Below are 14,217 nucleotides of genomic sequence, written 5' to 3'. Positions count from 1 at the left end.
CTATATAAAGATATTACAAGAACTAATCCTAAAGCTAAATAACATTTAGTGAAGAAAGGTAAGTTTTAAATAATAGTTACGCAAATTCATCAATCCATAAATTGAATAGTTACGAGCAAAGTACTGTAATATTTTAAGTGAATAGTGGTTGTTTTTATTTTACGAGCTTTAATAAAGAAAAGGAGGCAGGCGTGACCGATAGTTGTGCAAAATTACTCGCTGATAAAGGACTGACGGTGGTCTTTATTGAAAGCGCGACCGCGGGCTACTTAGCGCATCGCTTTTCTGTCAGTCCATATTCTGGTGATGTATTGATGGGAAGCCTAGTATGTTATGACGTTTCGATAAAAAAGCAGGTATTAAAAGTACCTAGCCAATTAATTGAGGACTGTACGCCTGAGTCGTTAGAAGTGACGCGTGAGCTGGTCATCAAAGCCAAAAAAATGTTTGAGGCCGACTTACATGTTGCCTGTACGGGACTGTTAAAGCCTGGCGGCTCTGAAACCGAAGAAAAACCCGTCGGCACGTTTTTTTATTGTATCGGCTATCAAGGCGAGATTTATGATTTTCGCAGCCTGTGCCACGGCGCTCCTGAGCAAAAGCTACGCAGTATAAACAGCCTTATTTGCAAAAGTATTATTGAGGTGGTCACCAGTCATACTGCTTAATTTACAAACTTGGTTTTGAGCGCTTTCGCCCATCCTTTGGAGTGCTGACAACGCTTGCACCTCTCATTTGCCACTTCGATATATTGTACATAACCGCAGTGCATGCAAGCATAGGGATGACTATTTTCTAATACTGTTGCCTTTTTAAATTCTTGCGGAAAAATAGGCAGTCCATACTGCGTTTTCTCAGGCTCAAACAACAACACGCTAAAATCACCATCTGTTTCGAGCAACCCTACTTGAACTTGGCCTAAATGACGCACGCCTTTTTGGCGCATTTCTGAAAAGAACTCATCGTGCGACATTTTGCCCTTTTTGACGTCCTCTAAGACCAATAAACCATCCTCGACAATACAAGTCGGCTTACCTTCTAAGATAAGCTCAAAAATTTTGTACCTTGTCGAGCACCAAGTAAAAAACCGATAAAGTAGCAAGACAATACTCATAATAAGCACTGCTTGAATCAGCGGCAAATCTTCTGTAAACATCGGGTCGCCTGCGATAGAGCCCAATGACAAAATAATGGTTAATTCAAAAATAGAGAGTTGGCGGATGCCGCGTTTGCCCGTAAAGCGTAATAATAAAATAATCAGGCAAAACATGATGATAGTACGTATGGCAATTTCTGCCGCAAAAGACCAGGTGGTGTCATAAATAAAAATACTGAACCAATCCATGTTATTTTTCCATTATTCTTTTTTATCGTGTTATTTCTCTAAGTATGAGTATATTAAAAAAACGACTGCTCCGCTGTATAGCGCGTTTGTTATTGCTGTATATGCTTGTGAAATTTTTAATTAAAAAAGGCTGCTAACGCTATGGTAAATATAGCGCAAACAACCTTTTAAATTAATAGTATGATTAATGTGATCTGATTAAGATTTATTGTCTAACTGGTCTTACGTGCCAACATGGTGGCAAACTGTAATTGCACGCCGTTATGCATCGTGCCGACGTCTTCATTATATTTAATCAACTCCCAGCCCTGATACATGTCGCGTAATTGTCCTTCGTCTAAGGTAAATGGAAAATTAACGGGACATGAGTAGGCTTGAGTGTTCATAGCGCACACAACCAAATTATAACCACCAGCCAGCGTATGCGCCTGCATATCGGCAATGACAGCGTCAACGCGCGCGGGGTCAAGAAACATCAGGGTCACCGTACAGCTGATAAAACCATAATCGGCATCAAGGCTGGCACGATTGATATCGTACACTTCGGCTTTGAGGTTTGTAAGTCCTTCTTGTTCAACAATGTCTTGTAGCATATTGATAGCGCTAGGATTGACATCTATCGCCGTCACGTTAAACCCAAGTTGGCTAAGATATAAAGCATTGCGCCCATTTGAGCAGCCCATATCGAGCGCATCGCACGGCTCAACAATTTGACACGCTTCTACGACTTCACTATGAGCAGGATTCAAGCCATAGCGTCTATTGAGATCAACGGTCATGGCAACCTCTTATATGTAATTGAGAGATTTTATCATAGCACTAATGACGCTCGATGAAAGCGGCAGGAAAAACCACCACGTCATCTTTTTCTTGCCAGGGCGCAAACTTAGTCATCGCTTGCAAAAAAAGCGGATGGCAGAGCCAGTCTTGTAGCCAGCGCTGCAAACTTGGGTAAGGTAAATCGTAAAAAACCTTACGATTCACATGCGCAAATTGACGCACAAATGGCATGATACCGATATCGGCGATGGTTATGCGCTCCCCTAGCAAATAAGGATTTTTGATTAATAACTCCTCTAAAATCTGTAAAAAAGCTTCACCTCGTTGTCGATACTCTGCTTGGCTCATATCGAGATGACGGTCGGCGTATTTATAACGATCGAGCCAATATTTAAACTCATTGTCGTTTTTATCAATCAGCGCATTTGCTTGTGGCAGAGTCTGGGCAGCAAGCAACCCTTGCGCATCTTGCTGTTCAAGCGCCCAAATTATTATCTCTCTACTCTCCTCAATCACTGTGCCATTTAAAAGCTGCAGCACAGGCACCGTACCTTTGGGGCTAATCGCGAGCATTTGCGGCGGCTTATTTTTTAATGTTATCTCGCGCAGCTCGACCTGCAGCCCCGCAAACAACAACCCAAGACGGGCGCGCATGGCATAAGGACAGCGACGAAAAGAGTACAGACGAGGATAAAGGGAAGTCGAGGGAGTCATAGACGTGTTTCGCAGTTTGATTAATCTTTATCGTTTTAGGCTTAAAAGTTATTATGTATAGCTTGGCTTATCATAACAATGACCACACTTGCCTTCAATGGTAGGCTTCAATCTTAAAAAGTTTTACTTAATACAAAAAAGCCTCGCTATCATAAAAGGATAGAGAGGCTTATGTTTAAGATGATTTTTAATATGACATTTAATTTAAAGCAATGTAAGGATAGTTTTTTGAAATTATGATTTTAATTTTGCTTAGGCTATTACACACTTTTAGATTTTGGTAAGTCATACTCGATTCTCTCGAATTCTTTATCTTGCAGCTCCATAATCAAGCGATAGCCTTTTATAGTGCCATCGTACGGCACGTTAGACCCACACTCTTGATAATGCGTGCAGATACGCTCTTTAATAATACTTTTACGCGCCGTTTCATCCAGTTTGTCAAATCCGCTCGGCAAATCTACCTGAGTCCAAAGTGCAGCGCCCCAACGAGACAACCAATTGGCGTTGTCATCAAACTTAAAATCAACATCGGCGTATAAACGATAGCAAGGCTGCGGCACAGAACCCTGTGCTATCTCGTCCTTAATCTGGGCGATATCTTCTGCAAATGGCTCATAAGGCAAATCGAGTACCAAAAATAGCTTGGCTAAGAACTCTTCGGCGCTAAAGTATTTATCCATATAGCTGCCATCAAGGCCAAGATGCTTATTGGACAGCACATGACGCAGGCGCTCGCAAGCAGGCATGGTATGCTTTAAAGGGTAACCCATAGTTTTGACAATATATTGCGCGCGATATTCTAACGTATCTATTTGCGCGATGACGTACTGTGCGAGAGGATGGCACGGCTGAAAACGGCGGGTAAATTTGGATGGTTGGGCAGATTGGCTCATGATGATGAAGACCTTATATTCCTATCACTCCGACGAAAAAGTATAAAATCAGGCACAAATGAGGATGTCGGAGTACAGGCTCATGCGCTTTACCAGGATTGTTTTATATCGTGCTGGAAGTTGCAAGGTTTGTACGCCGCTATCAATCGCAATCTTGATGATTTGCAATAAATGACGAGGACAAAACTGTTAAACCCACGATAGTTTATCCAATGATGATAGCACATCAGCCCATAGAAAATAAATACGCGATCATGACTTCTTTTTAATCAGCAAATATCCTAATCTTCACCATGATACGTCGCCTCATCCATCCAAACGATAGGGTCTTCACACAGATGTACCAAGTGATACCAAATATCACTACTGCGAGCGATACGGTGATGACCGCCGTCAAAATAATCGACTTCCCAGCTATCCGGCAGATTAACCAAAGTTCGCCTAGCGACCGCCACATCCAAGCTTTCATCGTCGACTTCTACCATCACTCGCATCATCTCAGTATTTGAGGTCGGAAACGACAATTTCATATCGGCCACTGCCGGAATACGGTCCGCCAAAACGTCACTTGGATAAATACAAGGCGCAATCAAGAGCGCGCGTAAGTTATATTTATGGGCGAAATGATTGGCAAACCAAGCGCCAAGCGAATGCCCTGCCAGCACCACGCGTGGATACTGTGCCATTTTCTCACGAATTAGATCATCGTAAATTTCAAATATTTCTGCAAAATTTTCGCGGTAATTGACCGTTTGACAATATTTCGGCTCCCGTGTGATACAAGTGTATTTACTGGTTTCATTACTTGAATCAAGACCATGAAAAAACAATAAAAACGTCTCGTTATTTTCGATAGGAAACATCATAGCTCTCTCCTTTTATCATTATTCTTTAGATTTATTGTTATTAATCTGGTCTGTTATTTAAACCGCTTTTTGATTGGCAATCTGCGCTTGGTATAAACTCAAAATCTCCTCACAAGCCGGCATTGAGATATTTTTTGCAAAACCTTTGTTAAACCAAAAATCGTAAACGGCTTGGACAATGGCTTTTACCGCCTTAGTATCTTTTGGCTTTTGCTCTGTTAATTTACGCGCAATATCTTTTGCCTGAATATCCGACTCATTGTAGGGCGCACTCCAGCCCACACAATAGCGATAAAGCACATCATTAATAGCCAAGATAAATATAGCCTCAGCCACGCCATACTGTTCGATAAATTGTTCTAACATCGAGCAGCGCTCGTCATAGAGTAAAGGCTCTATCGGCATCTCATCGCGCTCAGTCAAACAATCAGCACCCACCACGTTTGAGGGCTTACTAAAGTCCTGCAAAAGCAATGGATAAGATCCGCCAATACCGCCCTTCTTGACCACGTTAAAGCACCAAATGCCATAATGCGTATTAACGCCCTTATAAGGCACATTGATAAACCATTGCATCAACGCATCGCTATCATAAATGATATGCATACTGCCAATACGCACCCCTTGCTTGGGTAAAACATCCGTGTATAAACGGTCTATATCATCGCTATAAAGCTTTACTTTTTCTACGTTCTCAGCACTGACATCACCAAGCTTAGCTCTTGCATCATTTATGTTTCGGCACAGCCTAAACGGCGCGACAAAGCTCAAGGTATCATCGGTATTATTGACAAAATACACATCATCTTCATAATTATTTATCGAAACTGTCTCAAGATAAAACAATGGGCTGTTTCGTACCCGCTCTTTCTCATCATTCGCCAGTGCCGTTATTCCAGACAGTTTTGCGCCATCCGACCACTGCACATTGTCTATGCGTTTTTGCTCAAATTGATACGTTAAATTTGTCATCGTCATATCCTTATTATTTTGATTTTGATTTTAGTTTGTTCGTTGCAGTATTTTTCGTATTGTTTTTCATACTGTTTTCTTATTTCTTGGGGTTTATTAAGCGCAATTTTAAGCCAGCCAAGTCTATTCGCCATTTTATCGAATGACGTTATTAGATATAAAGTTAAGTAAGTTAATCGGTTTGAGAATGTAGGATTCGGTGTTTTTTCTAATTGTTTAGCCGTAGCTGGTCATTATCATGAAGCTGCTTTTTTTATCGTTATTAGTCTTACAAAGTTAAAATTAACGAGCGTTCTCTGTTTAGTCTTTCTGATTATCAATCAATATGTTTTTTGGGGTTTAGGTTTGGATTTGTACAGGCGAAGTGGTTTAGGAGTAAACGAAAATAATACTGTTTAAAAAATACTGTTCAAAGGACATTATTAAAATGCTTGCTAAAAACAACTCAGTTAAAAAGTGAAGCGTTGCGCCCCGAGGGTTAACTGTTTGCCATGTTATTTTTGCCTGACTCAATAACTATAATATAAAACCTTATAAAAATAAAGAGGCTAAAAAAGCTGTGCGACAACTACTGTCGCCCAATCACTTATTACTAGATTTATCACTAAATTTATCATTAAGCTTATTATTTATTGAACCAATTTATATATAAAAACCCCATAAGCTGAATGCAACTTATGGGGTTATCTTTTGCCAAATTGTGAATCAGATATCTAAAATCTAGCAAGCCATATACTGGCGTTTGATGAATGATTTAATAAATGAATTAACGTTCTAAATGCAGATACTGCATATGACATTCGTACTGATGCAAGATATCGACCAGCACTTGCTCTTTGGTGTAACCAACCAAGTCATACTCTTGCGAGCCATCACTTAAAAACACCTCAGCACGGTAATAAAACTCGGCCTGCTTACTGGAAGTATTAAGGGTAAAGTTTGGTCGCTCAGCTTTGATTAGATTGACTTCATATATAAAGTCATCTTCATCACCATGCCCGACGCGCAGTTTTACCCCATCTATCTGACCGTCATCTTCGTCGGTTGCAGCATCGATATTTTTACCAATACTGGCCAAATTTCGGATATCCAGTGAGGTTTTAAGACCGCCTGCTTTTAGCTCTTTTTCAACTTCAATCATGGCAGGCTTAACCACCGTTTGTAAAAAGCGTTCGACTTGTTTATGGCTTGGGAAACTGACGATACGTTGCAAGCGCGCCTTCCAACCTTTACCACTATCGAGCACGTTTGCCGTGCCAACGGTACTGGCTTTGCGCTTATTACCCTCTTCTTTTAATGACTTCCACATAGCCATCATGTAAAGTACTAAAATAAGAGAGAACGGTAAACCGGCAATTACAGAGACTGATTGTAGCGAGGCAAAACCACCCGCAAACAGTAAGCCTAAAGTAATCAAGCCCGTGGCTGCCGCCCAAAATAGGCGTAACCAAACAGGTGCGTCAGTATCATTAGTCATACCTCTTGAGCTTAGGTTCGCGAGGACTAAAGCGCCTGAGTCAGCAGACGTCACAAAAAATATCAGGCCAATTACCACACCTGCCAATGAAAAAACATCGCTATAGGGGAAGTATTCAAACAAGGCAAACATACCCATAGCAGCATCATTAACGGCGATTTCACCAAGTTCGGTGGCACCATTGGCAACCAAATCTATCGCTGAATTACCAAAGATGGAGAACCACGCAAAAATAAAACCAAGCGGGATAAACATCACGCCAAAGACAAACTCACGCAAAGTGCGACCGCGGCTAATACGCGCGATAAACAAACCGACAAAGGGCGCCCAAGCGACCCACCATGCCCAGAAAAATATCGTCCAACCTGACTTCCAATCAGCGCCAGCGCTGCCATCATAAGCATAGACATCAAAGGTTTTAAAAATAATCGTTTGGAAATATTGCCCAATATTTTGGGTAAAGGTATTGAGCAAATAAACCGTATTACCTAGCACCAATATGGCCAATAGTAGCAATATCGACGACAACATATTAAATTCGGATAAACGGCGCACGCCTTTTTCAACGCCGGTCATGGCAGAAATAGCGGCAGCAATAACCACGCCTAAGATAATCAGGCTCTGCACCATTTTGCTAGATTCGATACCGAATACATGAGTTAAGCCTGCGTTGGCCTGCAATACCCCAATACCTAAACTGGTGGCAATACCCATCAGTGTACAGACAACGCCAAAGGTATCAATACCATCACCAAGCCAGCCTTTGATTAAGCGCTCACCAAAGATAGGGGTCAGCGGTGAACGTAGCGCGAGTGGCATGTTTTTACGATACGCAAAGTACGCCAATGCCATACCAATGAGCGCATAAATACCCCAACCATGAAGACCCCAGTGTAAAAAGGTTTGCGACAGCGCTTCACGCATCGCTTCAGCACTGGCAGGCTCTAAGCCCGTATGCGGCGTGAGATAATGCATCAACGGCTCAGAGGCACCAAAGAATAATAAATCAATCCCGATACCGGCGGAGAATAGCATCGCCGCCCATGCTAAAAAAGGAAACTGAGCTTTTTCGTGATCTTGTCCCAGCTTGATATCGCCGTATTTGGAAAAACCAACAAACAAAGCGAAAATACTATAAGCGGCAACCACCAGCATATAATACCAGCCAAAACTCTCTGATACCCATGCCATACTGGCGCTTAATAATGCCTCACTATAATCTGGCAAGGCAATCGTCCAGATAATCAATAAAATAGAAATAATAGCTGAACCTAAAAAAACCGTCTTATTTAGAGTCAGGGGTTTCGTCGCATCTTCTGATGGCGAGCTGTACATAAAAGACCTCAATAGGTAAATGAAACAGGGTCTGATATTGCTTTGTCCGTCATAGTCTTATGAATCTTAAACTCATAAGGTATAAATAACCGCATGACGCACAAAGCAGTACCAATTAATAAAAACTGAAAGATAAACGATTAGAAAAACAGCGACGCGAATGCTAAGTAAATTTAACCTCAATGGTTTTCATCTCTATAAACATAAGCGCTGATAAAAAAGACCTTTACTACGAAAGGCCTTTTGATAGAAATGGACTTATATTACTTATTGTTTATTAGTTCACGCAGTTGCCTAAATACTCGTTTAGGCATTCATTTAAAAAGGCGTTTAAACGACAGAGTTATAAACGCGCAGCGGTTCGGCTCTGAGCGGTGCGCCATTGGCAACGTAATAATCTGCTGTTGAACGTGGTAATTGCTTGCCTTTCATCTTATCAACGATTTTTTCAGCGAGCATAATGGTGGTTGCGTTCAAATTACCACTGATGATATTTGGCATAATCGACGCATCGACGACGCGCAAGCCATCGATACCGTGTACCAGCCCTTCGCCATTGACCACCGAATCATTGCCTTCGCCCATCGCACAGGTACATGAGGGATGATAAGCCGTCTCGCTATGGTTGCGAACATACTCATCCAACTGCGCATCGGTCACCAGATCATCAGTTGGCGCAATGGCGCGGCCGCGATACGGGTCAAGCGCTGGCTGATGCATAATCTCACGAGTGATACGCATCGCCGCGCGGAACTCTTGCCAGTCTTGCTCATGCGACATATAGTTAAATAAGATACTCGGATGCGCGCTGGGGTCTTTCGAGGTCAGTTTGACGCGGCCGCGACTCGGCGAGCGCAATGAGCCGACGTGTGCTTGGAAGCTATGAGATTTCACCGCGCTGCGGCCATCGTAACGCACCGCTAGCGGCAAGAAATGATACTGAATATTAGGATGGGTAAATTTTTCATCAGTACGGATAAAGCCGCCGCCTTCGAACTGATTTGACGCGCCAAGTCCTGTGCCATTGAATAACCATTCAGCACCAATCGCAGGTTTATTCCACCATTTATTGGCAGGGGCAATTGAGACGGGCAGCTTACATTCATACTGCATATACAGCTCTAGATGGTCTTGTAGGTTATTACCGACGCCCGGCAGCTCTAAAATCTCGTTAATATCTAAGTCTTTAAGCCATTGACCAGGACCAATCCCTGAACGCTGCAATAACTGCGGCGATGCAATCGCACCCGATGAAACAATCACTTCACGAGCGGCGTAGAATTTTTTGGTTTGACCTTGGTGCGCGACTTTGACACCGACCGCACGCTTACCATCAAAGAGAATCACGTCAGTCAAGGCACCGGTCAAAATGGTAATATTGCTACGTGGTTTGGCACGGTCAAGATAACCACGCGCGGTAGAAGCACGGCGACCATTAGGGGTTACAAAGCGATCCATTGGCCCAAAGCCTTCTTGCTGATAGCCGTTTAGATCCTCTGTACGCGGATAGCCAGCTTGCACGCCCGCTTCAATCATGGCCTCAAACAGCGGATTGACGCCAGGTTTTGAGGTGGTCATTTCAACTGGACCACCGACGCCATGATAGTCATTTTCGCCTGCATCGCAGTTTTCTGACTTTTTAAAATAGGGTAAGCAGTCAAGATACGTCCAGTCCTCTAAGCCTTTGATTTTCGCCCAATCATCAAAATCTAGCGCGTTACCACGGATATAGCACATCCCATTGATGAGTGACGAGCCGCCAAGCCCTTTACCGCGTCCACAGTCCATGACGCGGTTATTCATATATGGCTCGGGATCGGTTTTGTAGCCCCAGTTATACGTGGTGCCTTGTAGCGGCATCGCGAGCGCCGCTGGCATCTGGGTGCGAAAGTCTAGGCGATGGTCTGGACGACCCGCCTCTAACAGCAACACCTTAATGTTGGCATCTTCGGTCAAGCGGGTGGCTAGCACGTTGCCTGCTGAGCCTGCGCCGACGATGATGTAGTCATATTCAGGTGTGGTTGATGTCATAAAACGCTCCATAAAATTAAAAATATCCATCATTTCATAGCAGTAAGGCGGCGCGAAAAGGAAAAATGAGTCCTCAAGCCTTAACTTTACTGTTTAAAAATTTTTACCGTACAGCTGTTTAAAATACCGATTCAAACTTGCCAAGCTCTACTTGGATAGATTTGGTCTGCGTATAATGCTCAAGGGCTTCGATGCCATTTTCGCGGCCGATACCAGAATGCTTATAACCGCCAACTGGCATTTGCGCAGGCGACTCGCCCCAGGTATTTAACCAGCAAATACCAGCCTGTATCTGCGCAATTACGCGATGCGCGCGGGTCAAATCAGCAGTTACCACTCCTGCTGCCAAACCGTACTCGGTATCATTGGCACGGCGAATCACTTCTTCTTCGCTCTCATAAGTCAATATCGACATGACTGGACCAAATATTTCCTCACGTACGATGGTCATATCATCGCTGCAATCGCTAAACACGGTCGGTGCAACGAATGCCCCATTGGCAAGCTCGCCTGCCGTGATACGTTCGCCGCCCACCAATAAACGCGCACCGCCCGCTTTACCTTGCTCGATATAACCAAGCACTCGCTCCATATGCGGGAAGCTAACCAATGGCCCCATATTGATGCTCTCGTCCAGCGGATTGCCGAGCTTGATACGCTTAACACGCGTCAAGATTGCCTCTTCAAACTTAGCTTGTAGCGCTTTTGGGATAAAGACGCGCGTGCCATTGGTACAGACCTGACCAGTACTATAAAAGTTCGCCATCATGGCGATGTCAGCAGCGGTATCTATGTCAGCGTCTTCAAATATAATCAGTGGCGACTTACCACCAAGCTCCAAGGTTACGTCTTTAAGCGATGATGATGCGGCGCTTGCCATGACTTTTTTACCTGTTGGTACGCCGCCTGTGAATGAGACTTTGGCGATATCAGGATGCTGGGTTAATGCTTCGCCAACTTTATAATCCCCTTGCACGACGTTAAAGACGCCGTCTGGTAAGCCTGCTTCGGTGAAGATTTCTGCCAGTTTTAGTGCCGTTAACGGTGTGACTTCTGAGGGTTTAAAAATCATCGCATTACCAGCAGCCAATGCTGGCGCTGCCTTCCACATCGCAATCTGAATCGGATAATTCCACGCGCCGATACCAGCGACCACGCCGAGTGGCTCACGGCGGGTATAAACAAAACTGCTATCACGTAGCGGAATCTGACGACCCTCTAACATTGGTGCAAGACCCGCATAATACTCAACGACATCAGCACCAGTGACGATATCGACATACTTGGTCTCAGAAAGCGCTTTACCCGTGTCTTTGGTTTCGAGCAATGCCAGCACATCATTACGCTCGCGCAATATCGCAACTGCGTTTAATAAAATCCGGCCGCGCTCAACCGCTGTCATCGCTGCCCACACTTTTTGACCTTGTTGCGCGGCTTTTACCGCCTCATCGATTTGCTCAGTCGTCGTTTGTTGAATAATAGCTAACACTTCACCTGTCGCCGGATTGATATCTTCAAAGGTCGCTAATGATTCATCGACCGCCAAATAACGACCGTTGATATAAGCGGTTTGTGTTTGTGTGAAATCAATAATGTCTTGTAAATTATTTATGGTTGTCTTAGTAGCTGTCATAAGTTTTCCTTAGGGCGACGGGTTCGCTTTATAAAAAAGTTTTTTATAAAGTCTTAAAAATAATGTCGTTATGGATTAAAGGTGAAAAATAAAAGTGGTTTGTATGCATTTTTAAGCGTCAAAGTCTTGCTGCGTCATTTTTATCAAGCGCGTGCGCAATGAAGCTTTATCCGAAATATCGATACCCGAAAAGTCAGAGAGCCAAATTCCATCAGCAACCAGACGCACCATACATAGCGTTTCGGTATTGTCCGTGGCAGCGTGTTTTTTTAGCTGCTCGTTTGACCATTCAGCCCAGCGTTCGCGCAGCATCCTATCTCCTAGCATCAAGACATATAGCGTGGCTTGGCTATTAAACTCGGCTTGACCTTTTTCGCCCAAACTGATGGTGGCATCGATATAAGCGCGGGTAAACGAGCCGTAGCTGACCGGATCTTTTGCCATCGCTTGATTGACTTCCGCCTCAAACTTAGCCATCGCGTCATAAAACACCTCTAAGATGAGCGCGTCCTTGGTGGCAAAATGATGCATCACCCCGCCTTTGGTCACGCCGACGGCATCGGCTACCGATTGGAAGGTCACTTTAGACAAGCCCTGCTCCAAAGTGATGCGCGCTGCTTCATCAAGCAGCGCCCGCCGTATAAGCTCTGGCTGTTTTTTACGTTTGTGAGCGTTTTGAGTTTCCATTTTTATCTCGATATTAGCGCGTCAGTTTAACTAAAAATAATTTGGGCTTTAAAAGAATATGTTTTATTAATATAGAAGAAAAAATAGTTTCTTTCAAAGAAACCGTACGGTTGGTATTTTATAGAAATAAAGCAGCAATGTGAAGGGCGAGTATGTACTGAGGAGTTACAGAACATTATTTTAATAACTTTCTATATTTTATACGCCAATCTCAACTTATCGTAGGCTTTTGATTTTTATAGAATTTAAAATTCTAATTGTTTTAACTGAAATTTTAAAAACTAAGTAAATCAATACCTTAGAAAAATAAGTTGAGAGTGGGGTATTTTATAGCTAATTATATGTAAATGGCGTCAAATCTATTTTTCAGAAAAATAGTTCTGACGCCTTTTTTATAGTGAGGCAGTAGCCTATAAACCATTAAAGTCACTATTAATAATTGCTAAAGCTACGTTTGCGTACTATTTTTCTTCTACTTTAGCGCCAATGACTTTAGACAGGTGACCAGTTTTGAGATAAACCGTAGCACCGTGCACGCCTGCTTTTATTTGCGGTAGTGCATCCACTGGCAAACGTAGCCAGCCACCGCGAGTATAGGTTTTAGCATTATCTGCTAGCTCAGCATCTATCAGCTCACCATCTAGCACCAGTATCTCAGCGCCGCCTTTGATTGTGTCGGTAAATATTGCGTTTATAAATACTGTGTCGGTAAATAGGGCTTCATTGGCCTTTAAACGCTGTAAGCTGACCTGTTCGCTGTCATCTGAGAATAACTGACAGACCTCACGATTGTCCTGTATTTGCCAGTTTGCCCAATCGTTAGTATCGATAGCGACATAACGTGTTTCGGTGGCTAGCATTTGCCAAAGTTTGACGAAAATGACTGCGCCTTCTTTACTATACGGCTGATGGCCAGAGTTTGTTGGATTGCGTAAGTACCAACCTGCTGGATAGTCGATATTATCTGCCGAAAAAGTCCCCGACAGCACCAAAATCTCTTCGCCGCCCGGATGCATATGATGCTAAAAATAGGACTCAGGCGCATAGCGCACGATACTGGTGGCACGGGCTTTTTCTGCGCCGACGCGGTCGAGCATGACACGCTCGACGCCGTTTTGCGGTGATGGCACCCATTGATAGTGTTCGGGTGCCAATGCAGCACGGCGAGTAAAATCTGCATTAATCAGCATAAAATAGTTTCTCGAGATTAGATTTAATGCTGTAGATTATCCCCTGATTTACAGCGGCTGACAAACAAGACACTGTTCTTATTATTAAAAAATCGTATTTACGCGGTTCAAAGTAAGTTTATAGCGCATAAATGCTTAACCTGAACAATCCTGCCAAGATTCTTGCTAATTATCAAAAAATTACTTTAACTGCTGCTTCTGACTTGGTATCTTGCTCTCCTTCTTTCTGTCACTACGACGTATCTTTGCCATCTTATTAAGCTAATGAGTGATTGTTAAGCCACTTTGCTG

General features: G+C 43.3%; 11 protein-coding genes and 1 pseudogene. 1 reads left to right on the top strand and 11 read right to left on the bottom strand.

Features of this window, described 5'->3' with window-relative positions; genetic code table 11:
* Nucleotides 1-191 precede the first annotated feature (191 nt).
* Nucleotides 192-668: a CinA family protein gene (locus JMX70_RS01655; protein ID WP_201589045.1), complete on the top strand. Its 477-nt coding sequence runs from the start codon at nt 192-194 to the stop codon at nt 666-668.
* Here the strand turns inward: JMX70_RS01655 and JMX70_RS01650 are convergent.
* The 11 genes and pseudogenes from JMX70_RS01650 to JMX70_RS01600 form a co-directional block, all read right to left on the bottom strand.
* Entirely contained in the window at nt 665-1,345 is a 681-nt protein-coding gene (locus JMX70_RS01650) for a DUF421 domain-containing protein (RefSeq protein ID WP_201589043.1), read from the bottom strand. The two genes, JMX70_RS01655 and JMX70_RS01650, sit on opposite strands and share 4 nt — an antisense overlap.
* A 212-nt stretch (nt 1,346-1,557) precedes the next feature.
* Nucleotides 1,558-2,124, bottom strand: coding sequence for a tellurite resistance methyltransferase TehB (tehB, locus tag JMX70_RS01645; protein WP_201589041.1), 567 nt, complete (start codon nt 2,122-2,124; stop codon nt 1,558-1,560).
* Between the two features lie 40 nt (nt 2,125-2,164).
* The gene (locus JMX70_RS01640) at nt 2,165-2,839 is read right to left on the bottom strand and encodes a glutathione S-transferase (protein ID WP_201589039.1); all 675 of its coding nucleotides are present in this window, start codon (nt 2,837-2,839) and stop codon (nt 2,165-2,167) included.
* Between the two features lie 260 nt (nt 2,840-3,099).
* A complete protein-coding gene (locus tag JMX70_RS01635) occupies nt 3,100-3,735 on the bottom strand; it encodes a hypothetical protein (protein ID WP_201589036.1) in 636 nt (211 codons plus the stop codon).
* A 281-nt stretch (nt 3,736-4,016) separates the two neighbouring features.
* Nucleotides 4,017-4,601: an alpha/beta hydrolase gene (locus JMX70_RS01630; protein WP_201589033.1), complete on the bottom strand. Its 585-nt coding sequence runs from the start codon at nt 4,599-4,601 to the stop codon at nt 4,017-4,019.
* 57 nt (nt 4,602-4,658) lie between these two features.
* Nucleotides 4,659-5,573, bottom strand: coding sequence for a hypothetical protein (locus JMX70_RS01625; RefSeq protein ID WP_201589030.1), 915 nt, complete (start codon nt 5,571-5,573; stop codon nt 4,659-4,661).
* Between the two features lie 766 nt (nt 5,574-6,339).
* Nucleotides 6,340-8,385: a choline BCCT transporter BetT gene (gene betT, locus JMX70_RS01620; protein ID WP_201589027.1), complete on the bottom strand. Its 2,046-nt coding sequence runs from the start codon at nt 8,383-8,385 to the stop codon at nt 6,340-6,342.
* 330 nt (nt 8,386-8,715) lie between these two features.
* A complete protein-coding gene (betA, locus tag JMX70_RS01615; RefSeq protein ID WP_201589024.1) occupies nt 8,716-10,416 on the bottom strand; it encodes a choline dehydrogenase in 1,701 nt (566 codons plus the stop codon).
* Nucleotides 10,417-10,534: 118 nt separating this feature from the next.
* On the bottom strand, nt 10,535-12,049 hold the full coding sequence (gene betB, locus JMX70_RS01610) for a betaine-aldehyde dehydrogenase (RefSeq protein ID WP_227671122.1): 1,515 nt from the start codon (nt 12,047-12,049) through the stop codon (nt 10,535-10,537).
* Between the two features lie 111 nt (nt 12,050-12,160).
* Nucleotides 12,161-12,736, bottom strand: a complete 576-nt coding sequence (locus JMX70_RS01605; RefSeq protein WP_201589021.1) for a TetR/AcrR family transcriptional regulator — start codon at nt 12,734-12,736, stop codon at nt 12,161-12,163.
* Nucleotides 12,737-13,197: 461 nt separating this feature from the next.
* Nucleotides 13,198-13,926, bottom strand: a pseudogene (locus tag JMX70_RS01600) (cupin domain-containing protein).
* Nucleotides 13,927-14,217 lie beyond the last annotated feature (291 nt).

It is taken from the genome of Psychrobacter pulmonis (genome assembly GCF_904846465.1).
GTDB lineage: Bacteria > Pseudomonadota > Gammaproteobacteria > Pseudomonadales > Moraxellaceae > Psychrobacter > Psychrobacter faecalis.
Note: the sequence above shows the minus strand (reverse complement) of the source record. Positions and strands in the feature narration are given on the sequence as shown.